Here is a 23166-nt window from a genome sequence, read left to right on the forward strand (position 1 = left end):
AACTATAGTACTTCCAACTTCCCCGATCTGAAAGGGTCGATTCATATGTTCACCTTGACCGATGACGAGCGGGCCATCAGCGACACTGCCCGCGACTTCGCGGCCGAGCATCTCGCACCGCACGCCGTGGAATGGGATCAGACCAAGCATTTCCCCGTGGACGTCCTCCGCAAGGCGGCGTCGCTGGGGATGGGCGGGATCTACATCCGCGAGGACGTGGGTGGATCCGAGCTGACTCGCGTCGACGCCGCCCGCATCTTCGAGCAGCTCGCCAAGGGCTGCCCGTCGATCGCCGCCTACATCTCCATCCACAACATGGTCACGTGGATGATCGACAGGTTCGGCGACGACGAGCAGCGTCACGCGTGGGTGCCCGGGCTGTGCTCGATGGATCAGCTCGGCAGCTACTGCCTCACCGAACCGGGCGCCGGTTCGGATGCGGCGGCGCTGAGCACCAAGGCGGTCCGCGACGGCGACGACTACGTGCTCAACGGGGTCAAGCAGTTCATCTCCGGTGCCGGTACGTCCGATGTCTATGTCGTGATGGCCCGCACCGGGGAGAGCGGTCCGCGGGGGATCTCGGCGTTCATCGTCCCGAAGGGTTCGCCGGGTCTGTCGTTCGGGCCGAACGAGGTGAAGATGGGGTGGAACGCCCAGCCCACCCGTCAGGTGATCTTCGAGGACGTGCGGGTGCCGGCGGCGAACCTGCTCGGCTCCGAGGGTGGTGGCTTCCGGATCGCGATGGCCGGGCTGAACGGTGGCCGGCTCAACATCGCGGCGTGCTCGGTGGGCGGCGCGCAGACCGCGCTGGACAAGGCCGTCGCCTACCTGGCCGACCGCACGGCGTTCGGGTCGCCGCTGATCGAATCGCAGGCGCTGCAGTTCCAGCTCGCCGACATGCGCACCGAACTGGAAGCGGCACGCACGTTGCTGTGGCGGGCGGCGGCCGCGCTGGAGGAGGGCGCCCCGGATGTGGTGGAGTTGTGTGCGATGGCGAAGCGGTTCGCGACCGACACCGGTTTCGAGGTCGCCAACCGGGCGCTGCAACTGCACGGGGGTTACGGCTATCTTGCCGAGTACGGAATAGAGAAGATCGTCCGGGACCTGCGCGTGCACCAGATCCTCGAAGGCAGCAACGAGATCATGCGCCTGGTCATCGCCCGGAGCGTCGTCGGGGGAGCCCGGCAGGGAAAGCAAGGAGCGGCATGACTGACGCGGTATCCACCGAACCGGAAGTTCTGATCGACAAGAGCGGCGGTCTGGGCCGCATCGTGCTCAATCGGCCCAAGGCGATCAACGCACTCAACCATGCGATGGTCCGGCAGATCGCGGCGGCCCTGGCGGTGTGGTCCGGCGACGACGAGGTGCGGGCGGTGGTGATCACCGGGGCCGGGGAGCGGGGCCTGTGCGCCGGCGGCGACATCGTGTCGATCTACCACGACGCCAAGGACGGCGGCACCGGGTCGCGGGAGTTCTGGCGCGAGGAGTACATCCTCAACGCGGCCATCGCGAACTACGGCAAACCGTACGTGGCGATCATGGACGGCATCGTGATGGGCGGCGGGGTCGGGGTGTCGGCGCACGGCAGCGTGCGGATCGTCACCGAACGGTCGATGATCGGGATGCCCGAGACCGGGATCGGGTTCGTCCCCGACGTCGGGGGCACCTACCTGCTCGCCCGCACCCCGGGCGAGCTCGGCACCCACATCGCCCTGACGACGGCACGGCTGAGCGCCGGCGACGCGATCGCCTGCGGGTTCGCCGACCACTTCATCCCGTCGGAGAAGATCGGGCAGTTCCTCGACGCGCTGTCGACCACGACCGTTCAGGATGCGCTCGCACAGTTCACCGAACCGGCACCGGCATCGGAGTTGCTGGCGCAGCAGGATTGGATCGACGCCGCGTACTCGGCCGACCGTGTCACCGACATCGTCGCCCGCCTGCGCGGTAGCGGGATCCCCGAGGCGGCGAAGGCGGCCGAGCAGGTGCGTTCGAAGTCGCCGACCGCGTGCGCGGTCACCCTGAAATCGCTGCGCCGCGCCCGGCAGGCCGGCAGCCTCGAGGAAGTCCTGGGCGACGAGTTCCGGGTGTCCGTCGCCTGCCTGGGCTCGCCCGACCTCGTCGAAGGTATTCGGGCGCAGGTCGTCGACAAGGACCGCAACCCGCAGTGGTCGCCCGCCACGATCGAGGAGGTCGACGACGCGCAGGTCGACGCGTTCTTCGCACCACTCGGAGACCTCGAACTCGGCCTCACCCCACCCACCACAACCGGAGACAACCTGTGACCGACTACGACACCATCCTCCTCGACCGCAAAGGCCGAGTCGGAATCATCACCCTCAACCGCCCGAAAGCACTCAACGCGTTGAACACCCAGCTTCTACGCGAAATCGTCACCGCCGTCGAAGAACTCGACACCGACAGCAACATCGGCGCCATCCTCATCACCGGCTCCGACCGCGCCTTCGCCGCCGGCGCCGATATCAAGGAAATGCAGCCCAAGTCGTACATGGACGTCTACCTCGACGACTTCTTCTCCATCGGCGACCGCATCGCCGCCGCCCGCACACCCATCATCGCCGCAGTCGCCGGATACGCCCTCGGCGGCGGCTGCGAGCTGGCAATGATGTGCGACATCCTCCTCGCCGCCGACACCGCCAAGTTCGGTCAGCCCGAGATCAAACTCGGCGTCATCCCCGGCATCGGCGGATCGCAACGACTCACCCGCGCCATCGGCAAAGCAAAGGCCATGGAACTGTGCCTGACCGGCCGCACCATGGACGCCGAGGAGGCCGAACGCGCCGGCCTCCTGTCCCGCATCGTCCCTGCCGCCGACCTGTTCGACGAAGCACTCCAGACCGCCACCACCGTCGCCGAGATGTCACTGCCCATCGCGATGATGGCAAAGGAAGCCGTCAACCGGGCATTCGAGACCACCCTCACCGAAGGGATCCGCTTCGAACGGCGAGTCTTCCACTCCACCTTCGCCACCGAGGACCAGAAGGAAGGCATGGCCGCGTTCGTGGAGAAGCGCACGCCGCAGTTCACACACCGCTAGTATCTGTCGGCACGAAGGCCCCGCACCACGTCGTCGGTGCGGGGCCTTCGTGGTTGCGTGACGCGTTTCGGCGACGGTGGATCGGATTGGTTTCCGGCCTTCGTTGCCCTACGGCGAGAAATCCGCCGGCGAATGTTTCCAAGTCAGTGGGATCTGCTGCTTCAAAATGCTCGCGTATTGCTGTTGCAAGTTTATGGGCCGCAGGGCGGCCGGCACCACTCGGCAGTGCGGGGGCTCGATCACGGTCAGTGATCGGACTATCTCGGGGGGCCAGACCCGTCGCTCACATCGCTACGACACCTCCCATGGAGATTCCAACGAGGTGAGCGCCCTCGGCGAGGAGGTCAACAACTGCGGCGTGAGAACTTGATCTCAGTCCCGCTAACAAATGGGAATGGATCAGACCGCGGGTATCGCTGCGGCCAGTACGTCCTCGGTATCACCGTGCGGACGCGCGATAACATGCGATGTCGCCAACTCGCCCGTGCTCCGCGCTGCCGATACCCCTGCGTCGACCGCAGCCTGGACCGCTCCGACGTCGCCGCGGACCATCACCGTGACCAGCCCGTTGCGCAGTGTCCGGTATCCGACGAGGTCGACGTTGGCAGCCTTGACCATGGCGTCAGCGGCTTCGATGGCACCGATCAAGCCCACCGTTTCAATCAATCCAACAGCACCAGAACTCATTGTCCTACCTCCCACTTCGTGAGTAGCGTTATTGATCAAGACATTGCCGATATCGGCACCAGGCGAGGCCGACACTGCAGCGACTGCCACTTTCCGGCTGCGCTCGCTCGCCTCGTGGACCTATTCGATCCAGTCGATCGCGGTGTCTCCGCGCCATTGGAGCAGTGACAGCGTGGGATGTCCGTTCCGCACTTCCGCGATGTCGGACCCGTCGATAATTTTGATGCCGGGTGCCGACAGATTCCCGACAGGAAGTGCAGCGGCACGCCGGTCGAAGTCGGCGATGAATGGAAGCAAGGTCGGCGCCGTGCCCGCCAGGGTCCACGCCGCTCCGACCAGGGGCCGTGTCTCCTCGGTGGGCAGGTTGGGCACGTTGAGGTTGAACACCGATCCCGCATCGGCGGACAAAATCTTCGGCAAGATCGCGCCGACAACATCCGCGGCCGTGCCCCAGTAACGCGCAGAGCCGTCGGCGGGGGGTTCCTCGAGTTCAAAATCGAGGTGCAGCGATGCCGCCAGCGCAGTCACACCGTGCGCCCCCGCCACCATCGCCGCGCCGGCAGTACCGGAGTGCAACACCGCGGCACCGAGGTTGGAGCCCTCGTTGATGCCGGAGAGCACGAGGTCGGGCACTGGGCCGAAGCGGCCGAGCACCGCGGCCAGCGCGATCATGCCGGGATGCGCGGCGACCGAGTACGCCTCGACTCCCGGCAGGCCGGGAAGCCGACGATGGCTCACTTCGATGCGTTCGTCGACCAAGAACATCGTCAACCCGCCCGCGCTCCCACTCGCTTGCTGATGAGGCGCCGCGACCGTGACGTCGTAGCCCTGTTCACACGCCGTGTGCGCGAGGGCGAGAAGTCCCGGCGCGTCGATCCCGTCGTCATTGGTGACCAGCACGTGCGGGCGATGCGTCATGGCATCGCCAATCGGACAGCGAGCAGCAACTCGTTCTCTCCCCCAGGTTCGTGCGAGGATGGCGCTGGACCCGGCATGGACTGCACTTGCTGATGTTCGTGCGGCAGGGCCCCGTGCGAGGTCATCCGTCTTTGCATTGCCTTCGCTCCGGCCGCTCTACGTTGCATCCGGGCCGCCGGAGCGGCCGAAACCGCTTCGGACGTCTGCAGCCCTATGGCGGGTTGGGCCGGGCACACGCATGCCGGCGTCGCGGTTGAACTGCCGAACAGGTGCGCCAAGATCTCCTGGGGCCAGATGGCGACGAATTCCGCTCCTGCAGTGAGCAGTTGTTCCTCGGTGTGCATCCCCCAGGCGACGCCGATGGCGCGGATCCCCGACTTCACGGCCGCCTCGACGTCACCGACCGTGTCGGTGATGATGGCCGTCGACTGGGCCGGCACGGGACTCCCGATCGCCGACTCATCGTAGAAAGCCTGGCACCGCCGCCCGGACCCTTGAGCTGCATCGTCGAGAAAACGCTGGATCCCTTTTCTCTTGTCCGGTTCCACGTCACCGCCAAAGACGTGCGAAAAGCAGTATGTCAGTGAGTTTTTGCGCAGGATTCTGCGGATCACCTCGGTGGAGTTCGAGGACAGGACGGCCAGAGTCGCGTGCGGGACCAGCGCCTTCACGATGTCAACCATCCCCGGAATCAGCAGGGGGGCGTAGTCGGCACCGAGACTGCGCATGAAGTCCGCTTCGACGGCGTGCGCGTGCTCGGCGTCACGGCAGAGGTTACGCAGGGAGACGAAGAAGTTGTTCGCGAACATCTCGTAGAACTGCTCGGGGTCGACGATTCCGAGATGGTGCGCAGCGCTGATCTTCTCGAATACTCGCCAGGATGCTTCTCGTGTCTGCACCAGAGTGCCGTCGAGATCGAAGATCACCGCTCGAGGCGGTTCCGGTCGGCACATGGTCAGCGGCCGGCGGACGGTGTCGCGCTGTAAATCTTGCAGAGTTGCTGGGGGCCAATGAAGTCCTGGATCTCTCCCCAGCCGCGTTGCGAACCCGAACGCCATTCGGCGAGCACGTTGTACCCGACGGTTCCGGGGCCCGCCTGCCACGGGAAGCTGGTCCGTGCGAATCCCTGGAGTTCGTATTCGCGTCCTTCGCTGTCGGTGAGGTCGAGCTCGACCGACTTGGCGAAGAACCCCTCTCGGATGGTGCGTCCCCGTCCGGCGGCCAGTCCGTAGAGTTCGCCCTTGTCTACGACATAGCCGTGCTGGAGCGACAGTTCAGTGGGGGCGTCCGGCCCTCCGTTGGGATCGAAGTCGAAGATGCCGTGCACGGCGAAGTCCTTGGAGAAGTGCGCGTGTAGCCAGCTCATCGTGTGGCCCTGGTGCTCGGACCGCAGTCCCCAACTATGGTCCATCGTCGAGACACAGTCGACGGCGTAGTTCTTGCCGCGCAGGTTCACTTCGCCTTCGAAGTGTCCAGTCTGATCGAAGTGGCCGGCGTACGCCTCACCCCAGGCGAACACACCGTCTTCGGCCTGCTTGGCGACGATCGGGTCCTGCTTCGGATCGTGAATATCGAACGCATCAGCCACCGCGGTGTACCGGAAGGCAAGCGACACATCGTCACCGTTGTCGAACTCGACGTCCCACACCCGGTTCGGCTCCTTGCACACGACGTGCAGGCCGTTCGCGAGCCGGTAGTCGCGCAGGTTGCGCGGCTCCGGAATGGGGAGGTGATGCTGGGCATCCCAGTACTCAGCCTGCCATGGCGCCTGCACGAACTTCGAGTTCATGGCGATCGTAGAGATCGCGACGCCCACGTTCGGCCGGAACAGGGCGTAGACGCCGACGTTCAGCGCGGCTTCCGGGATGTAGAACCCGAAGAAATTTGTCTCGGTCCAGGTCGGATCGTCGCTGGTCGGAGTGTGGAAATCTGCGTCGATGTCTTCGATCATCTGGGTCTCCTTGGCTCTCGCTGTGGCCGCACGGTCACTACGTCGAGCGGCCGTTCATCAATTGCACACCTTGCCGAACTCCAGATGCCCCCGCCACATACTTGCGGGACAACTACCCGGGCTGAGGCTATCCGTCAGAGATAACAGACTTGGGTGGGCATCGTCGTAGCGTCCTCCTCGATGCACTCCCGGGTCACTTGGGGTGAGCGGGAGTGCATCGATCCCGTTCACTCGACACCCGAAGAAGAGGCGGTCACCGGTGAGACTCGCACGTGTTGTCGGCCAGGTCGTGGCCACCGCCAAAGTCCCCGAACTCGGGGGAACAACGATTCTGGTGGTCGAGGATATCGATTCCGCACCGGGTGCTGTGCCACGCCAGTCGTACGCTGCCGTGGACCTCGTCGGCGCGGGACAGGAAGAAGTTGTCCTCGTCGTCTCAGGGAGCGCAGCCCGGGTCGACGCGGCCACCGCAGGTGTCCCGGTCGACCAAGCGATCGTCGCGATCGCCGACACGGTCATCACGCACGGCGAGGTGACGTATTCGAAATGACGACACAGACTCGCGCACCGCACAGAACACCACTTGATCCACCCAGCCCCAACGTAAATGGAGGAAACACCATGGCTACCACCCAGAACACCCTTCCCGCACGAGGTGCCGGAGCGCTCGGCCTCATCGAGACCAAGGGACTCGTCGGTGCTATCGAGGCGGCCGACGCCATGGTCAAGGCGGCGAACGTGCAGCTTCTAGGACACCGCGAAATCGGCGGCGGCTTGGTCACCGTGATGGTGCGTGGCGACGTCGGTGCGGTCAAGGCTGCCACCGATGCCGGCGCGGTCGCCGCCGGTAAGGCCGGTGAGGTCGTCTCCGTGCACGTCATTCCCCGCCCCCACGATGAGACCGAAGGCGTGCTGTCGAACCTGGCTCGACCCAAGGGCGCGTGAGACGCAATCCATCACAGCTCTGGGCGTAGCCGACGGCTACGCCCAGACACCAAGCCATGGAAGGTAAATGACCGTGACAGCAACGCTTGACGCGGACCTGGCGGCGCTGGCGGATGTTCGCGCGCAAGTCTCCGCAACGAAGAAGGCTTTCGACGCTATCGAAGGCGCCGACCAGCAGTGGCTCGACGAGATCGTGCGAGCAATGGCGAAGGCCGGCTACGACGCCTCCGAAGAGCTCGCCCGGATGGCCGTCGACGAAACCGGCTACGGCGTGTATGAGAACAAGATCATCAAGAACCGTTTCAACACCGGATTCGTCGCGGACTGGATGCTCGAACGCCGGGCGGTCGGAGTGTTGTGGGCCGACGAGGAGAACAAGGTCACCGCGGTCGGATCACCGATGGGTGTGATTGCGGCGATTATCCCGGTTACCAATCCGACGGCAACCGTACTGTTCAAGAGCTTGGCTTCGGTCAAAGCCGGAAACGCAGTGGTCCACGCCCCTCATCCCCGCGCAGCACGCTGCTCGGCCCGAGCCGCGGAGATCATGGCGGAAGCTGCAGTACACGCCGGTGCCCCGGAGAATCTCGTCTCCTGCCTGCGACAGCCGACCCTCGATGCAACCCGGGAACTGATGAGGCACGGCGACATACGACTGGTCCTTGCGACCGGCGGGCCAGCAATGGTGGCCGCCGCATACTCGAGCGGGAAGCCCACCATCGCGGTCGGCGCCGGCAACGTACCCGCCTATGTCGACTCGACGGTCAAGGATCTTGCCGAAACCGCGACAATGATCGTGACCTCGAAGTCGTTCGACAACGGAACGGCGTGTGTGGCAGAACAATCGGTGGTAATCGCGGCGCCCGTCGCCGACCAGCTGGTCCAGGAACTTGGGCGCGCCGGGGCAACCTGGATGACCAAGGATCAGCAGGCGGCCCTGACCAGGACGCTCTTCGACGAGCGCGGTGGGCTACGCGCGAACGCCGTGGGCCAATCCGCGGTTCGGCTGGCCGAGATGTCGGGCTTCACAGTCCCCGCGTCGACGAAGGTTCTCGCCGCGGAACTCGACGAGGTCGGCGATCACGTCCTGTTGTCACGGGAGATCCTCGGCCCGGTCCTGACGGTGTATCGGGAGCCGGACTACCAGGCTGGGTGGCGGCGCTGCCGGGAAATCCTGGCCCTGGGCGGGGAAGGCCATACCGTCGCTGTCCACACCTCCGACCCCGAGGTCGTGGCCAAGTTCGGTGAACTGCCCGCCGGCCGGATCGTCGTCAACACTCCCGCCCTGTTCGGCGGAATGGGCTACTCGACGAACGTCGACCCGTCCTTCCAGATCGGTACCGGTACCTGGAGTGGCTCGATCTGCTCGGACAACGTCACACCGTTACACCTGGTGAACATCAAACGGATCGCCCACGAAGCCCGGCCCTGGCGTGGAGTGTTCGACTGATGTCTCCACAAGAGGTCGCGCGGACACTCGAGGAAGCACATCAGCGCATCCGTTCGGCCCGAACGGATTACGACGGCGACCTGCGCACCGGCATCGACCTCGGGACTGCGACCTGCGTCATCACCGTGGTCGATGCCGAAGGCATGCCGGTATGGATCGACTTCGACCGGACCGCCGCGGTCCGCGACGGGGTGGTAGTGGACTTCGCCGCCGCCGCGGCGGCCGTGAGGAAGTTGAAAGCAACCGCCGAAGCAGAACTGGGTGTCGAGCTACACAATGCCGCGACCGCCTTCCCCCCATGCATCGGCGAAGCTGACAGCCGCGCCTGCCGATTCGTGCTCGAAGGGGCCGGTTTCGACGAGGTCACGCTGATCGACGAGGTCAGCGCCGCGAACAAGACACTCGAGGTCACCGACGGCGTGGTCATCGATGTCGGTGGTGGCTCGACCGGGGTCGGAGTTTTCCAGTCCGGAGAGCTCACCGCACTCGATGACCGTCCCGGCGGCGGTCATCACCTGGACCTGATCCTGGCCGGCTCCCGAGGTCTGACGGTCGCGGAGGCAGAAGAACTAAAACGCGCTGGCACCGACGACCACCTTGCAATCTTGCGACCGGGAATCGAACGGATCGGTTCGTCGATTCGGGATCTGACCCGAGGCGCCGAGCACCTCGAACTTCATCTCGCCGGCGGCGCTCTGATGCTTCCGGGCGCCGACACCACCATCAGCAAATATCTGGGTCGCAGCGTGCGGGCTTACCCGCACGCGCTGCTCATCACACCATTGGGAATCGCGAGGTACGCGTCATGACAGGCAAGGCAACTCTACGGACATACGCATTCATCGATCGGATGCAGCCGCAGTGCGCGGCCCACATCGCCGCGACCAGCCCCGGCGATCCGCCCCTGGCCGGTATGGCCGAGCTGTTTGTCGAGATGGCACCGGGCAACGAGGTGTTCCGAGCGGCCGACATCGCTTTGAAGTCCTCCGGTGTCCGGCCCGCCTTGCAGATCATCGAACGCGAATTCGGCCTGCTGGAGATTCACTCCGAACACCAGGCCGAGGTCCTCGCCGCCGGCGAGGCGCTGCTCGACGCGCTGGGTATGAAGGAAACCGACCGCATCAAGCCGGTGGTGGCCTCGACTCAGTTCATCACCAACGTGCACGGCTACCAGGCGCAGCTGCTCAACAAGTGGCGTAAAGGCACCCTGCTGATGCCCGGTTCGAGCCTGTTCGTCATGGAAGTCGCGCCGGCAGCCTATGTGTCATTGGCGGCGAACGAAGCAGAAAAGGCGGCCGATATCGTTGTGATCGAAATCCGCGCCGTCGGGCGGTTCGGACGACTGTTCCTGGCCGGCAGTGAAAGTGAAGTAGCCACAGCCCGCGACGCCGCGGTCGCCGCACTCGAATCCCTCGAAGGGACCGAGGAGACGCGGCGATGACCGTCTTCGGGGTCGATGCGGTCGAGGCGGCCACCGAGTCGACAGTGGCGGAACTCGTTGTGGGCCCGAAGGACATCGTGACCCCGCTGGCGCGGGAGCGTGCCCGGGAACGAGGAATCACGGTCATCGTCGGAAGCCCCCGTTCCGGCGGCGGAACCCCGACACCTCCGACGGTCCGAAACGGATCGGCACCAACACCGGTGCCACCGGAGGCGCCGGCCTTCCGCCGGCCGCGGTCGAACGGATTTCAGGCGCCGCCCCGGCCGCTACGGCCGCCCGCCCCCGCGCTGTATCGGCGAGGCGCACCGCTGGACCCAGCTGTCGCACCGGCGGTCCTGCACCGCCCCCGCTCCACCCCACCGTCACAGCCGGCGAGCAGCAAATCCGTTCACAGAGTCGTGGTTGTCGGCGCCGGACACGTCGGCATGATCACCGCCATGAAGCTCGCCGAGGCGAACATCATCGAGGAAGTCGTACTCGTCGATATCGCTGACGGGCTCGCCGCGGGCATCGCATTGGATCTGACACACTCGACGGCGTTGCTGGGGTTCGACACCAAGGTTCGCGGGGTCACGCGCCTGGCCGACGCCGGTGTCGCCGACTACGTCGTCATCACCGCAGGAAGGGCCCGCCAACCCGGAATGAGTCGCACCGACCTCGTGGAGGTGAACGCCGGGATCGTCGGTGGGCTCGCCCGCGACGCCGCCGCAGTCTCCCCCAACACCGTGTTGCTGATCGTGACGAATCCATTGGACGAGATGACGCACCACGCGTGGCAGGCCGCCGGGCTCCCAGCCGAACGCGTGATCGGCATGGCTGGCGTACTCGACAGCTCCCGTTTCCAGGCCCTCACTGGCTTGGCCACCCAATCCGCACCCTCCGACATCACCGCACTGGCGCTGGGCAGTCATGGTGACGAGATGGTCATCCCCCTGTCCCAAGCCAGAGTCGCCGGCACCTCGATCACTCAGACTCTTCCGCAGGGCGCAGTCACCGCACTCGTCGACCGCGCACGCAATTCCGGTGCCGAGGTCGTAGGTTTGCTCAAGTCCGGAAGCGCGTTCTTCGCCCCCGGCGCCTCGGCCGCCCGGATGGTCCTGGCCATGGCCACCGATTCCGACGAGGTCATCGCGGCGACGGTCCGCGCTCGCGGCCAGTACGGCATCAGCGACGGCTACGTCGGATTGCCTACCAAGTTGGGGCGCGGCGGACTAAAGGAGATCGTCGAGCTTCCACTCGCCGAGGACGAGCTCGCCGCGGTACGGACTGCTGCCGCGCGGATATCCGAGCGAGTCTCGGTTCTCGAGAAAGCGACGGTCGCCTCATGAAGGCCGTAGTGTTCGCCGATACCGGGCGCGTCGAGGTCATCCAGGTGCCCGACCCTTCCCTCATCGCTCCCACCGACGCGTTGGTCAGGGTGCACCGGGCCGCGATCTGCGGAACGGACCTGCACACCATCACCCACCCCAATGGGATGAGCAGCGGTGCGGTCCTCGGCCACGAGTTCGCCGGGACGATCCTCGAGATCGGCACCGCCGTGCGCACCTTCAGCCCCGGCGACCGGGTCAGCGGCGCCGACTTCACCGCCTGCGGACATTGCTGGTGGTGCCGGAGCGGAAACCACTGGGAGTGCGCAGAGCGTCAGTTCTTCGGTACAGGCGCTGCCTTCGGTCCTGCTCTCGACGGCGCTCAAGCCGAGATCGTCCGCGTTCCCCACGCCGATGTCGTCCTACACTCCATCGCAGATGACATCCCCTACGAGAGCGCACTGTTCTTCGGGGACATCCTGGCCACCGGGTACGCGGCCGTGCAGCGCTGCGACGTTTCTCCGGGCGACACCGTCGCCGTCGTGGGTGGTGGTCCGGTCGGCCAGATGGCCAGCCTCGCCGCGCAGGCGTGCTCGGCCGGCCCGGTGGTCCTCGTCGAGCCGGTCGAGGACCGCCGCGCCATCGCTCATGAGCACGGCGCCCTCGTCGCCGCTCCGGACGACGCCCGGAGACTGATAGATGCGGTCACCGACGGCCGCGGCGCCGATGCCGTCATTGAGGCGGTCGGCGGACCACGCGGACTCGACACCGCCTTCGGGCTCGTCCGCCGCCGCGGCACCGTCGTCTCGGTCGGCGTCCACCAGCAGCCGACCTGGCCGCTGCCGGTAGCCAAGTCGTTCGCCGACGAGCTGACCCTACGATTTGCGATCGGCAACGCGATTCGCGACCGGGATCGACTGTCCGGATTGGTGGCCGCGGGGGCCATCGACCCGACGATCATCATCGACAGACGGGTCAGCCTCGACGACGCGCCCGCAGCATACGACGCGATGACCCAGCGCCGTACGCTGAAGGCAGTCATCGAAGTGCCCTAGAGGCGGAGTGGCGAGGCGGGTATGGACGTGGCAGACACCACCGACGACGGACCAATGGGGTCTGCCAACCGGCTGCGGTCACTACTGGCCAGTCTTCTGCCGGAAAACCCGGTCGCCGCGGCCGAGGCAGTAGTTGCGGCATGCGGCGACACCCGAGCCAGTGTCCTGCAACGCCAGGATTTGGACTGGGTTGTCCTTGCCGGTGCCGAAGACTGCGCAGACCAGGCCCAGCTAGCCGCTCTCGAGTGCGGAGCGGGTGTGCTGCGTGATCGCGCCGCCACCATCGGCACATTCGCCGTCGTTCTGGCAGAGCCCTTCAACGAGCACACGAGGCCCGCACTCGATCAAAATCTTCTCCGACAGGTATGCGTCTGGATCGAATTGACCGCCCGGGCGACATCCTTGACGGACGAACTGGCCGCACTCGACGACGAAGCCGAGGTCATGCGCGGGGTCACACACCAGATCCTCAGCGCCCGCGACCTCGACCAGGTGTTGCTGTCGATCACGAACCACACCCTGCGCATGTCCGAATCGGACATCTGCGGGGTATTCCTGCGAGAAGGCGACGAATTGCGGATGCGCAGCTGCGCCGGTCACCGCGTCGTCGACACCGCGCGGCTGGTGATGAAGCGCGGACAGGGCGTTGCGGGCCTGGTCTTCGAAACCGGGAAAGTAGCCAAAATCGATAGCTACTTGCACGATTCGACGATCAGCTCGGATTTCATGTCACTCGCCGAGCAGGAAGCCACCCGGTCGGCGCTGGCCGTTCCGCTCGTCGTGCACGGCGACCTGATCGGTGTCCTGGAGGTGTGGCGGCGGCGGTATTCCTCGTTCACCGACCGGGACGTCCGCCGCCTGGTGGCGTTGGCTGACCTGGCCACCATCGCGATCGAGAACGGCCGACTCTACGACGCCCAGCGAGCCACCGTCGACGAACTCGAATCCACCCGCATATCTCTCGAGAGGCAGCTGAGCCTGCTCAACCGCTCCTCCACCTTGCAGCACTCCTTGATCGAAATCGTGCTCGCGAACACCGCGGTCACCAGCTCGGTGGCCCGCACGGTCGGCACCGACCTCGGGTGTGGTGTCGCCATCCTGTCGGCCACCGGAGAAGTCGAGGCCACCTACCCGCGAACCCTCGACACCACGACCCTGCTTCGGGAAGTCTTAGGACGCAACGGCACCCTCCCCCACCGGGCCACCCGGCTGACCGCCGCCGACGGCAAGACGATTTGGGCACACCCGGTCATCGCCGCCGAGAACCAGTACGGGGCCGTGTGCCTGGTGGGCGGAACCGAGGACGCCGACATCATGGAAGTGGCCTGTGGCCAAGCGGCGATGGTGTGTTCGCTGGCACAACTGCAGCAACGCGCCGCCAGCGCCGCCCGTGCCGAAGCTCTCGACCAGATCCTGTGGGATCTGATGGAAGGCACTGCGGAGCAGCGGTCGGCCGCCCGCAGCCGCACCCACCAGATGGGCATCCGGCTACGCGGCTACCACCGCATCTTCTACGGTGTCCTCGAGAACATGGACGCCCTCGCCGCCCAGGAGGGCTGGAACACTTCCTCCTCGGACGCGTTGCGCCGCACCATGCTCAACGGAATCCGCAGCTGCACCCAGCCGACACCGCTGACGTTGACCAGCGTGCGGGGCAATTGGATCGTTGCCCTGGCCCCGATCAAGGATCGCGAACGCTCCCGCGACCTGCTCGACGAGCTGCACAAAATCACCACACAGGCACACCCCGATCTGCGGATCTCCTGGGGGGTGAGCTCGGCGCGCAGTGATCCCGTGGACTATCCGCAAGCATTCGGCGAGGCGAAGACCGCGCACGCCGCCTCCCGCCGGCTGGGCACGGTGTCGTTGTACGACGAACTCGGCATCGTCCGCCTACTTCTCGGTAGCAGTGACAACCCCGACCTGCAGGGCTTCATCAAGGAAGTGACCGAACCCCTGCTCGACTACGACCAGCAATCCGATGGGTCGCTGCTGAAAACGTTGCGCACCTTCTTCGACGCCAACTGCTCACAGAAGGACGCGGCAGAACGGTTGTTCGTGCACCCGAAGACGCTCGCGTATCGGCTCGAGCTGATCCGCAAACTCACCAACCTGGACCTGTCCCGGCATGCCGACCGAATGCGTGCGGATTTGGCATTGCGGTTGCTGCAGGTCACTCAGGCGGTCAGCGACCTCGACGGCGAGTCCCCGCCTTCCCTCGGCTAGAAGCCCGGTGCACGCCCTCACCGTGAAACCGGCAGCAACGAAGTAGAAGTATGGGTGGTGTGCGGTGGTCCCCGACTGGGTTCCACCGCACACCACCCATACGTGTGCGTGCGCGCTAGGGTTAGCGCTCGCGCTGCCCCAGCGCCAAGATCGAAGGCCTCACTTCGTCGCCGTCAACGGCGAACCGGGCGAACCCTCGCTGCTGCAGTGAGCTGAGCAGTTCCACTGAAACGGGGCCCGTGAGCCGGATCCCGATCCTCCGGCCGGGTTCCCGGGCGACGACGTCGGCGACGCTGTCGACCAGGCCACCGACCTGGTCGTCGATCTCCACGCGCGGGTCGACGGTAATAAGCCCCCGACGCAGATACGAATCGAGTGGTTCGCTTGTCAGCAGGTGCCGCGCCGAAATACCGGCGACCGCGGCCTGCAGAACCCGCAGTTCAATCCACACGACGTCGCTGTGAGTGGTGATGCCGTCGATGGAGGCGATGCCCCGGGGGCTGGTCAAGTAAGCCCCGATCTCGACCCGTGCGGCACCAGGGAGGGTGTCGCGCAGCTTGACCAACGCGGCGATCTCCCTGCTGTCGGCGATCTTGCGGACCGTGAAGTGCACCGTCAAGTCGGTCGTCACCTCCTGCAGGGCCGCGGCGATTCCGCGCAGCTGGGCGGCGAGGATCTCCTCCGAGCCCAGCGGCAATGCCAGTTCCGGATGTGCGATGAACAGTTCGGCGGTACGGAGCAGTTCACTTGATTCGTCGGCATGGAAGTCGATCGCTCGGACACCGAACTCGGTGACGGTCGCCTCGGCGAACAGCCTCCCGAACTCGGTTGCGACCGCACGTTCGAGGGCGGCGCTGGCGTCGCTGATTTCCCCCTCGCGCAGAGTCGTGATGATGCCGTCGAGGTGGCCGGTGGTAGCGAGAACGTCGTCGATGCCGGCAACCAGCCCGGTGGCCCCGCGGCCGTGTGCCTGACGCGCCTGATCAGGGGTCGTCGATCGGGCGAAGATCTGCGCACCGGATCGCTCGCGAGCCAGTTCGAGCAGGGCGGTCAACCGATCGTCCTCGGCGGCGGGTTCGCTCAGTTCGATCTCACCGAGAATCACCTCGCCAGTGGTTCCGTCGAGGGAAACGACGTCACCGGTGACCAGTGTCTGTCCGCCCACTTGCATCGTCCCGGCCGCCGGGTCGATGTCCAAGGCACCGCAGCCGACCACGCAGGTCGTCCCAAGCGCACGAGCGACCACCGCGGCGTGACTGGTCGAGCCACCGGTGGCGGTAAGGATGCCGTCCGCCGCGATCATCCCGTGCAGATCCGTCGGGCTGGTGACCGGCCGAGCAAGGATGACCGTCACGCCCTCCTTCACCGCCTGCTGCGCAGCATCGGAGTCGAAGTACAACGCACCGACCACATGCCCCGGCGCGGCGCCCACACCGGTGGCTAGCACTCGCCCGTCGTCGCGGGCCCGTGCATAAGCGTCCGGGTCGAATCCGGGACGCTGCACCTGCCGGATCTGTTCCAGCGACACCGTCGACAGTGCTCCCGCGGTGGTGACGACCTGCTCGGCGAGCAGATCCGCCGCGATGCGGATCGCGGCCTGTGCCGTGCGCTTGGCGCTACGGACCTGCAGCATGTACAAGATGCCGCGTTCGACGGTGAACTCTATGTCGAGGACGTCACCGCGACGGCGTTCGAGTTCGGCGCAGGTGTTCTCGAGCTCGGTGTAGACGTGCGGCAGCCGATCGCGGAGTGCGGTGACGGGGTCCGGGGTACGGATGCCGGCGACGACGTCCTCGCCCTGGCTGGCGGAGAGGAACTCGCCGAACAGTCCGGGTTCGCCGGTGACCGGGTTGCGGGTGAAGACCACGCCCGATCCCGAGTCCTGATCGAGGTTGCCGAACACCATCGACTGCACGACCACTGCGGTCCCGAGATCGTTCGGGATCTTGTGAACTTCGCGGTATTTCACTGCGCGCCGGGTGTTCCAGGATCGGAAGACCGCCTCGACCGCACCGATGAGTTGAGCGCGCGGATCGTCGGGGACTTCTTCGTCGAGCTCGTCGCGCAGCAGTGCCTGGCAGTGCTGCCACACTGTGTCGTACACCGGTCCCGGCTGCGATGTGGCGGTGACACCGTCGATCAGGGAGTTGAGGTCCTCTCGGTCCGGTGTTTCGAGCGCACCGAGGACGGTTTCGGCATACATGCCATGGAAGCGGAACAGCACGTCGGCCATGAAGCGGGTATCGCCGGTGACGTCGGCCAGCGCGATCGCCGCGTCGCGGCCGAGGCCGAGGTTGAGGACGGTGTCCATCATCCCTGGCATGGATACCGGCGCGCCCGAGCGAACCGACAGCAGCAACGGGAAGGGTCCACCGCCGAAGGTCTTGCCCGTCTTGTCTTCGAGTTCGCTCAACCGGGCGTGGATTTCGTCGATCAGTTCCGCCGTCATCGAGCCGTGTTCGAGATATTCGTGACAGGCCGACGTGGAGATGACGTACCCACCCGGCACGTTCAGGCCTTCCTGGGTCATTTCGACGAGGCCGTAGCCCTTGCCACCCAGGACATTCCGGTCGATTGCGCCCGGCTCACTGAACGCGCGTGTCATTTCGGTCGTAACAGTCACAGAGCTCACCTTGTCACTCCTTACGTGCGCGACCGAGCGTGCGCAGCAAGTCTTCGTGGAATTCGAACCAGACGTTGTGCACCGAGTCCTTGGTCGGATCGGAGACGAAAGCGATATCGCCCGCATCGACCTTTTCCAGGGAACGTTCGAATCGGCCGATGTAGGTGCGGAACCGTGCGTCCTTCTCGCTGAGTGCTTCCAGCAGTCCCTCCAGTCGGGACACCAGACGCTCGATGGTGGAGATCACTTTCGCGTCGTATGCAGAATCGCTGTGGTCGTTTGCAAGCTTGCGGCCCGCGACCTCGATCTGCTGCCATGACGACATGGTGCGCAGAAAGCGGGAGTTGACGTCCTCGAATTTGTCGGCGACCTGCAGCACGGACGGATCGGTGCGGATCTGGCCGTAGAGCGCCGCGGCGGAATCGACCAACACAGGTCCCGAGGCGTCGGTGGGTAGTGCGGTCTCGCCCATCAGTGCGAGGTAATCACTGTCGGCGAGTTCGGCGAAGATGTCGCGCACCTGATCGGTGTCCAAGTTGACGATCTCGGAAACGGCTGCCGCGGTCGCCATCTTCTTGAGTGCCACGGCATTGAGGACGTCGTAGAGACGTTTGTCGAGCAGTGTTTGTGTCATTTGGTCATTCCCAACGATCGAACGGGGGCGACGGTGCGCAGATGCCCACGCGACGGCCATATCACTCCGTCGCCCCCGAATCTGTGAACGGGTGTCTTACAGCCAGCGGTACTTCGACCGACGCAGATCCGCACCCTCGCCGAAGGGCAGATAACCCTGGCCGGAGAAGATCTTCTGCGGAACGACTTCCTGCGCGAATCCACGCTTGCCGATGTCGTAGTAGTAGTTCGAGACGCGCTGATCAATTTCCCAGAGCTGATATTCGTCGCATGCCTTCTCGTACGTTCCGGCCTTACGCAGGTACGGCAGGATCATGTCTACGTAGTAGACGTATTGGCCGGCCCAGATCAGGTCCCGGCGGCACATCCGAGAGATCTTTCCGTACATCTTGAGCGTGGCGTCCTGGATCTTGGGCAGCTCGCCGCCAAGGTCGGCGATTGCGACGGTGCGCACATCCGACATCGGGGTGTCCCACTGCTCGCGGGCGAAGACTGCGCCGCCGACGATGGCGGGGATGTAGTTCTTCGGCCGGGTGAAGGTGGTGGAAATGTCGTTGACGCGAATCTCCTGCAGGCCCAGTATCTCCGGGTCGATTTCGAGCGCGACAGTGTAGGCGTGTGGGAGCTGCGCGTCGTCGCACACATCACTCCAGTGGAAGATCGGCTCGTTGACGAACAGGTCCCGGAGAATGAGGATGTTGCCGTTGGGCAACTCGTACGGTCCGGTGTCGCCGAGACCGAGCCGGCAGTCCATGTGGTCGAGGAACGACAGCAGTTCTGCGGCCGCGTTGAAGCGGGTGAAGGATTCGTGCTTCGGGCTTCCCGGCTCGAGCGTTTCGAGCTGGTTGATAATGCCTTCGAGGAAGTCCGGCTCGTGGATCTGGCAGCGGTAGCGGTCCTGCGAGTTGAGGATGTACCCGTCCTGGCGCTTGCCGAACTCGATCCGCTGCATGAACTTGAGGAGTTCGTTGCTCTCCTCGATGTAGTCGTCGGGCCCGATTGCTTCCAGTGCAAGCAGACCGCAGCGGCCCATACCGAAGCCGACAGCTCCGATCGACCAGTCGTGCACCGCGTTGACCTTGGTGCCGATTTCCCGCCGCGCCGAGGCACCGATGTCCAAGATGCCCTGGGCTCCGACCTCGTCGGTGGTCATGCGCAGGATCTCCGGCCACCGGTAGAACTGGTGCATGAACGCGAGGATCTCGTATTCCTGGCGGGGGATCATGCCTGAGACACCTTCGGTGGCACGCATGACCAGCACGTCCCAGATGTTCCAGGCCAGGTAGTTGTTGAGGTCGTTGAGCTCGTCCAGGGTGAACTGGTCGACCAGGACGTCCTCTGTGCTGACCTTCTCGAGGACCTTGCTCTTGGCGCGCTGTTTCTGAACCTTGTCGCCGAGGATGCCGTCGCGCAGTGGCTCCTGGCCGACGAAGTTGCCCTCGAAGACCAGATCCTGGAATCGCAGACCGTCATCGTTCGGTTCATAGCGCTGCTTGTACGTGGAGCGGAGACCGGGTGTCATTTCGATGCTCATTGGGGGTTGTTCCTCTCTGCCCATGGTGTGTGGTCGGAAGGCGGTCAGCTGACGATGCTGATGCGCCCGACCTCCGCGTCGTCGCAGTGCAACTGGACGGTCTTCCCGATCAGGCTTTCGGCGATCTCCTCGAAGTGCGCATCGTCGGTGTCGCCGACGACGTAGCGCGAATCGCTGGAGGTCAGGTACGCGGTCATCACACAGGGAATCTGGAACTCACGAGAGAGGATGCCGAGGTGCGACTCGGGAGCGCCCGACATCGTGATGACGCCGAGAGCACCCATGCTCAATGCCGGGGTGAGGAAGGTCGTGGTGCCGCCGCGAACGAGCAGGATGTAGTCCTGCAACTTCCCGGACCGCACGACCTCGATCACGTCCTTGGGCGAGCCCAGGAACTTGACCTCACCCTTCGGGCTCTTCTGCGTCTCGAAGGCGTTGAACCCTTCGGCTACAACCTGCATTGGTACTCCTTTGATCGAATCGAGGAAGGTGGCCTCGACCACATCCGTCTTGCTCTGTTGCGTTTGTCACAATGCCCTTTGATATGTGACCGCCGCATGGGCTCTGCGGATAGCGTTCCGTGTGACCATTATCTCGCGTGGACAACGCCTTGATCACTGTCGGCGACGTCAAGATCTGCCAATTTGCGGCGCATGAGTTTGCCCGACGAGGTGGTCGGTAGAGCGTCGACAAACACCACCTCACGCGGCCGTTTGTAGGCGGCCAGATGCGCGCGGCAGTGCTCGATGATGTCCTGCGGGAGGAGCTGCGCGGCCGGGGCCGGAACCACGTATGCGACGGCGATCTCCCCTTTGACAGGATCCGGTCGGCCTCCGACGGCGACCAGCGCGACGTCGGGATGCGCGCCGATGACGCGTTCGATTTCGGCGGGGTACACGTTGTATCCGGCGGTGACGATCATGTCCTTGAGCCGGTCCACGATGAAGTAGTGACCGGTCTCGTCGACGTACGCGACATCTCCGGTGCGCAGCCACCCGTCGGCGGTGAGCGCCTCCGCGGTGGCGTCAGGGCGGCCGTAGTAGCCGAGCATCACCAGCGGGCCACGAACGAGCAGCTCACCATGCTCACCCGTCGGGACGCCACCTTCCGTGCCGTCGATCGCGCCGATCTTGATTTCGAGGCCGGGTAGGGCCACTCCGATCGAACCGGCTACCGGTGGGGCGTGGACTGCATGGGTTGTTCCCAGCCCGGACAGCTCGGTCATCCCCCACAGCTCCAGCATCGGCCCCGGTGCCCTGGTCTGCCAGCGATCGAGCAGTTCTGGGGAGAACGTCTGACCACCGATGGTGCTTGCGCGCAGGCTGGACAGGTCCGTGGTCTCGAACGTGGGGTGTGCCAGCATCATCGAATACATCGCCGGCACGCCCTCGAACAGGGTGGCGCGGTCTCCTTCGAGCAACGCCAGGGCTTCCCCGGCGTCGAACCGCTCCATCAGCAGTACCGTGCCGCCTGCCAGGAAGGTGCTGTTGACAGCGACGTTGCCGTACACGTGCGCCGAGGGCAACGCGGTGACGACGACGTCGTCGGAGTTGCGTCCGTGCATCGTGGCCGTCAGAGCACAATTGAGCAGCACCGATCGCTGCGACTGCATCGCACCCTTCGGGTGACCGGTCGTCCCGGAGGTGTAACCGATGCTGCACAGGTCGGCGGGCCCGGGCGCCGGGTTTCCGGCCGGAGCAGCATCGATCGGCGCGGTGAGCAGCTCGGTGAAGGTCACCGCACCGATTCCCTCGCCGACATCGCCGGCGAGCTGGCACACGAGCTCGAGCGCGGACATCTCCCCGAGCACGTTCGCGACGGTAGCGGCTTGGGAGGCCCCGAAGAAGAGAGCTTCGGCCTCGCAGTCGGAGAGGACGAACGCCAGCTCCGGGCCAGTGAGCATGACATTGACCGGATTGACGATCGCACCCGCTTTGAGGATGCCGTGATACGCGACGATCCATTCCCAGCAGTTCTGCGCGTAGAGCGAGCACACATCTCTGGCGCCGATCCCGCGCGAGCGAAGTGAGGCCGCGACCGCGTCCGACATGCGGTCGAGTTCCTGGTATGTCAAGCACGTATCGCCGACGACGAGGGCGATCTTGTCCGGGTGGCGGGCCGCAGAGAAGGGGAGAATCTCTCCCGGTCCCACCGACGGCAGGACGCCACCGGCACCGCTATTCACCCGTCACCCCGTTCACAGGGGTGGGCTCGTCGAATGTCAGAACCGCCTTGGTGACCTTCCCCTGGTGAACAGCCTCGATCGCCTCGTTGATCTCGCCGAACTCGAAGGTGTCGATCAGCTCGGTGAAGGGGAATCTGCCGGCCTGATAGAGGTCGATCATGCGGGTGACGAATTCCTGCGGGATGGCATCGCCCTCGATGACGCCGATCAGACTGCGGCCGAACAACAGGTGACCCTGGTCGAAGGAGATCTCGTTCGGGATGCCCTGGAATCCGACGGTGGCACACACCCCCGGCGACTGCAGACATTCGAGCGCGCTGCGGACGACGCCCGCCAGCCCGATGCAGTCGACCGAATACTGCGCTCCCACTCCGCCGGTGATCTCGCGGATCCTCTCGACCACGTTCGCCTCGGCGGAGTTGATGGTGTGGGTCGCGCCGAGGTCGGCGGCCTTCGCCAGGCGTGCGGGCTGGATGTCGACGGCGATGATGGTGCCGCAGCCCGCGACCACCGCACCCAACAGCGCGGCGAGCCCGACCGAGCCGGTCCCGAAGATCGCGATCGACGACCCCTCCTCCGGGTTGAGGGTGTTCAGCACCGCACCGGCACCGGTTTGGATACCGCAACCGAGGGGGGCGAGCAGCTCGAGCGGCAGATTGCGGGCGACACGGACACAGTTCTGCTCGTTCGCCACCGCGTAGGTCGCCCACGAGGATTGCCCGAAGAAGTGTCCGCGTACATGCTCGCCCCCGGAGCGAAGGACGCTCGAGCCGTCCAGGCGTGTACCGACCAAATTGAGCGGGACGAAGTCCCGGCAGTGCATCGGAAGTGAGCGTGCACAGTTGTCGCATTCGGCGCAGAAGTTGTACGAGAGCACCACATGATCGCCGGGCTCGATGCTGTCGACATCCTGTCCGATCGCGGTGACAATTCCAGATCCCTCGTGACCGAGCACGATCGGGGCCGCGTCGGTCTCAGCGGTCGCGATCATCCCGAGGTCGGTGTGGCAGATTCCGGAACCGACGATGCGCACCAAGACCTCACGGGGGCGCAACTCGTCGATGTCGAGTTCCTCGAGCGACAACGGCTCCTGCGCCGCACGCAGGACGGCTGCTGTGGACTTCATAGTTGCACTTTCCTATTCGAAAGATTT

21 protein-coding genes are annotated in these 23166 nt (G+C 65.1%); 11 read left to right on the top strand and 10 right to left on the bottom strand.

Annotation, left to right across the window (positions count from 1 at the left end):
• Window positions 1-45: 45 nt before the first annotated feature.
• From OYT95_RS01150 to OYT95_RS01160, 3 genes are read left to right on the top strand one after another with little or no spacing between them, the layout of a single operon-like run.
• Entirely contained in the window at window positions 46-1209 is a 1164-nt protein-coding gene (locus OYT95_RS01150; RefSeq protein WP_268790667.1) for an isobutyryl-CoA dehydrogenase, read from the top strand.
• On the top strand, window positions 1206-2285 hold the full coding sequence (locus OYT95_RS01155) for an enoyl-CoA hydratase/isomerase family protein (protein ID WP_268790668.1): 1080 nt from the start codon (window positions 1206-1208) through the stop codon (window positions 2283-2285). Before OYT95_RS01150 ends, OYT95_RS01155 begins: the two co-directional genes overlap by 4 nt.
• Window positions 2282-3058 (top strand): enoyl-CoA hydratase, encoded by a 777-nt coding sequence (locus OYT95_RS01160; protein ID WP_268790669.1) that lies wholly within the window; start codon window positions 2282-2284, stop codon window positions 3056-3058. The genes OYT95_RS01155 and OYT95_RS01160 overlap by 4 nt, the downstream gene beginning before the upstream one ends.
• Before the next feature lie 399 nt (window positions 3059-3457).
• Here OYT95_RS01160 and OYT95_RS01165 read toward each other — a convergent pair whose 3' ends face one another.
• The 4 genes from OYT95_RS01165 to OYT95_RS01180 form a co-directional block, all read right to left on the bottom strand.
• The gene (locus OYT95_RS01165) at window positions 3458-3745 is read right to left on the bottom strand and encodes a BMC domain-containing protein (protein WP_037227571.1); all 288 of its coding nucleotides are present in this window, start codon (window positions 3743-3745) and stop codon (window positions 3458-3460) included.
• Between the two features lie 120 nt (window positions 3746-3865).
• Window positions 3866-4663: a 5'/3'-nucleotidase SurE gene (gene surE, locus OYT95_RS01170; RefSeq protein WP_268790670.1), complete on the bottom strand. Its 798-nt coding sequence runs from the start codon at window positions 4661-4663 to the stop codon at window positions 3866-3868.
• Window positions 4660-5721 (bottom strand): HAD family hydrolase, encoded by a 1062-nt coding sequence (locus tag OYT95_RS01175; protein WP_268790671.1) that lies wholly within the window; start codon window positions 5719-5721, stop codon window positions 4660-4662. Before OYT95_RS01175 ends, surE begins: the two co-directional genes overlap by 4 nt.
• Window positions 5619-6614: a DUF7064 domain-containing protein gene (locus OYT95_RS01180; RefSeq protein ID WP_268790672.1), complete on the bottom strand. Its 996-nt coding sequence runs from the start codon at window positions 6612-6614 to the stop codon at window positions 5619-5621. The genes OYT95_RS01175 and OYT95_RS01180 overlap by 103 nt, the downstream gene beginning before the upstream one ends.
• 259 nt (window positions 6615-6873) lie before the next feature.
• Here OYT95_RS01180 and OYT95_RS01185 point away from each other — a divergent pair, with 259 nt between their 5' ends.
• The 8 genes from OYT95_RS01185 to OYT95_RS01220 all read left to right on the top strand — a co-directional run bounded on the left by OYT95_RS01185 (window position 6874) and on the right by OYT95_RS01220 (window position 15038).
• The gene (locus OYT95_RS01185; protein ID WP_037227912.1) at window positions 6874-7164 is read left to right on the top strand and encodes a EutN/CcmL family microcompartment protein; all 291 of its coding nucleotides are present in this window, start codon (window positions 6874-6876) and stop codon (window positions 7162-7164) included.
• A gap of 71 nt (window positions 7165-7235) precedes the next feature.
• Entirely contained in the window at window positions 7236-7559 is a 324-nt protein-coding gene (locus tag OYT95_RS01190) for a BMC domain-containing protein (protein WP_052032891.1), read from the top strand.
• 73 nt (window positions 7560-7632) lie between these two features.
• On the top strand, window positions 7633-9009 hold the full coding sequence (locus OYT95_RS01195; protein WP_200887694.1) for an aldehyde dehydrogenase family protein: 1377 nt from the start codon (window positions 7633-7635) through the stop codon (window positions 9007-9009).
• The gene (gene eutJ / locus OYT95_RS01200) at window positions 9009-9818 is read left to right on the top strand and encodes an ethanolamine utilization protein EutJ (protein ID WP_052032892.1); all 810 of its coding nucleotides are present in this window, start codon (window positions 9009-9011) and stop codon (window positions 9816-9818) included. Before OYT95_RS01195 ends, eutJ begins: the two co-directional genes overlap by 1 nt.
• A complete protein-coding gene (locus OYT95_RS01205; protein WP_268790673.1) occupies window positions 9815-10450 on the top strand; it encodes a hypothetical protein in 636 nt (211 codons plus the stop codon). Before eutJ ends, OYT95_RS01205 begins: the two co-directional genes overlap by 4 nt.
• Window positions 10447-11778: a malate dehydrogenase gene (locus tag OYT95_RS01210; RefSeq protein WP_268790674.1), complete on the top strand. Its 1332-nt coding sequence runs from the start codon at window positions 10447-10449 to the stop codon at window positions 11776-11778. The genes OYT95_RS01205 and OYT95_RS01210 overlap by 4 nt, the downstream gene beginning before the upstream one ends.
• Entirely contained in the window at window positions 11775-12812 is a 1038-nt protein-coding gene (locus OYT95_RS01215; protein ID WP_128638719.1) for an alcohol dehydrogenase catalytic domain-containing protein, read from the top strand. Before OYT95_RS01210 ends, OYT95_RS01215 begins: the two co-directional genes overlap by 4 nt.
• Window positions 12813-12839: 27 nt before the next feature.
• Window positions 12840-15038, top strand: a complete 2199-nt coding sequence (locus OYT95_RS01220; RefSeq protein ID WP_158461216.1) for a helix-turn-helix domain-containing protein — start codon at window positions 12840-12842, stop codon at window positions 15036-15038.
• A 121-nt stretch (window positions 15039-15159) separates the two neighbouring features.
• On the opposite strand, the gene OYT95_RS01225 is transcribed toward OYT95_RS01220, so the two are convergent.
• From OYT95_RS01225 to OYT95_RS01250, 6 genes are all read right to left on the bottom strand, one after another.
• Window positions 15160-17661, bottom strand: a complete 2502-nt coding sequence (locus OYT95_RS01225) for a pyruvate, phosphate dikinase (RefSeq protein WP_268790675.1) — start codon at window positions 17659-17661, stop codon at window positions 15160-15162.
• A gap of 13 nt (window positions 17662-17674) precedes the next feature.
• Window positions 17675-18295: a hypothetical protein gene (locus tag OYT95_RS01230; RefSeq protein ID WP_128638721.1), complete on the bottom strand. Its 621-nt coding sequence runs from the start codon at window positions 18293-18295 to the stop codon at window positions 17675-17677.
• A 96-nt stretch (window positions 18296-18391) separates the two neighbouring features.
• Complete coding sequence (locus OYT95_RS01235) at window positions 18392-19828, bottom strand: hypothetical protein (RefSeq protein ID WP_128969999.1); 1437 nt, start codon at window positions 19826-19828, stop codon at window positions 18392-18394.
• A gap of 44 nt (window positions 19829-19872) precedes the next feature.
• Entirely contained in the window at window positions 19873-20289 is a 417-nt protein-coding gene (locus tag OYT95_RS01240) for a PEP-utilizing enzyme (RefSeq protein WP_128642115.1), read from the bottom strand.
• A 128-nt stretch (window positions 20290-20417) separates the two neighbouring features.
• Complete coding sequence (locus OYT95_RS01245; protein WP_268790676.1) at window positions 20418-22013, bottom strand: class I adenylate-forming enzyme family protein; 1596 nt, start codon at window positions 22011-22013, stop codon at window positions 20418-20420.
• A complete protein-coding gene (locus tag OYT95_RS01250) occupies window positions 22006-23139 on the bottom strand; it encodes an NAD(P)-dependent alcohol dehydrogenase (protein ID WP_128638722.1) in 1134 nt (377 codons plus the stop codon). The genes OYT95_RS01245 and OYT95_RS01250 overlap by 8 nt, the downstream gene beginning before the upstream one ends.
• Window positions 23140-23166 lie beyond the last annotated feature (27 nt).

The organism is Rhodococcus sp. JS3073, assembly GCF_026810085.1.
GTDB classification, from domain to species: Bacteria; Actinomycetota; Actinomycetes; order Mycobacteriales; family Mycobacteriaceae; genus Rhodococcus_F; species Rhodococcus_F wratislaviensis.

Coding starts and splice junctions, on each gene's coding strand:
- eutJ (WP_052032892.1), top strand. CDS start 9,009: ATGTCTCCACAAGAGGTCGCGCGGACACTCGAGGAAGCACATCAGCGC.
- OYT95_RS01210 (WP_268790674.1), top strand. CDS start 10,447: ATGACCGTCTTCGGGGTCGATGCGGTCGAGGCGGCCACCGAGTCGACA.
- OYT95_RS01150 (WP_268790667.1), top strand. CDS start 46: ATGTTCACCTTGACCGATGACGAGCGGGCCATCAGCGACACTGCCCGC.
- surE (WP_268790670.1), bottom strand. CDS start 4,663: ATGACGCATCGCCCGCACGTGCTGGTCACCAATGACGACGGGATCGAC.
- OYT95_RS01235 (WP_128969999.1), bottom strand. CDS start 19,828: ATGAGCATCGAAATGACACCCGGTCTCCGCTCCACGTACAAGCAGCGC.
- OYT95_RS01190 (WP_052032891.1), top strand. CDS start 7,236: ATGGCTACCACCCAGAACACCCTTCCCGCACGAGGTGCCGGAGCGCTC.
- OYT95_RS01165 (WP_037227571.1), bottom strand. CDS start 3,745: ATGAGTTCTGGTGCTGTTGGATTGATTGAAACGGTGGGCTTGATCGGT.
- OYT95_RS01175 (WP_268790671.1), bottom strand. CDS start 5,721: ATGGCGTTCGGGTTCGCAACGCGGCTGGGGAGAGATCCAGGACTTCAT.
- OYT95_RS01230 (WP_128638721.1), bottom strand. CDS start 18,295: ATGACACAAACACTGCTCGACAAACGTCTCTACGACGTCCTCAATGCC.
- OYT95_RS01155 (WP_268790668.1), top strand. CDS start 1,206: ATGACTGACGCGGTATCCACCGAACCGGAAGTTCTGATCGACAAGAGC.
- OYT95_RS01240 (WP_128642115.1), bottom strand. CDS start 20,289: ATGCAGGTTGTAGCCGAAGGGTTCAACGCCTTCGAGACGCAGAAGAGC.
- OYT95_RS01250 (WP_128638722.1), bottom strand. CDS start 23,139: ATGAAGTCCACAGCAGCCGTCCTGCGTGCGGCGCAGGAGCCGTTGTCG.
- OYT95_RS01215 (WP_128638719.1), top strand. CDS start 11,775: ATGAAGGCCGTAGTGTTCGCCGATACCGGGCGCGTCGAGGTCATCCAG.
- OYT95_RS01180 (WP_268790672.1), bottom strand. CDS start 6,614: ATGATCGAAGACATCGACGCAGATTTCCACACTCCGACCAGCGACGAT.
- OYT95_RS01205 (WP_268790673.1), top strand. CDS start 9,815: ATGACAGGCAAGGCAACTCTACGGACATACGCATTCATCGATCGGATG.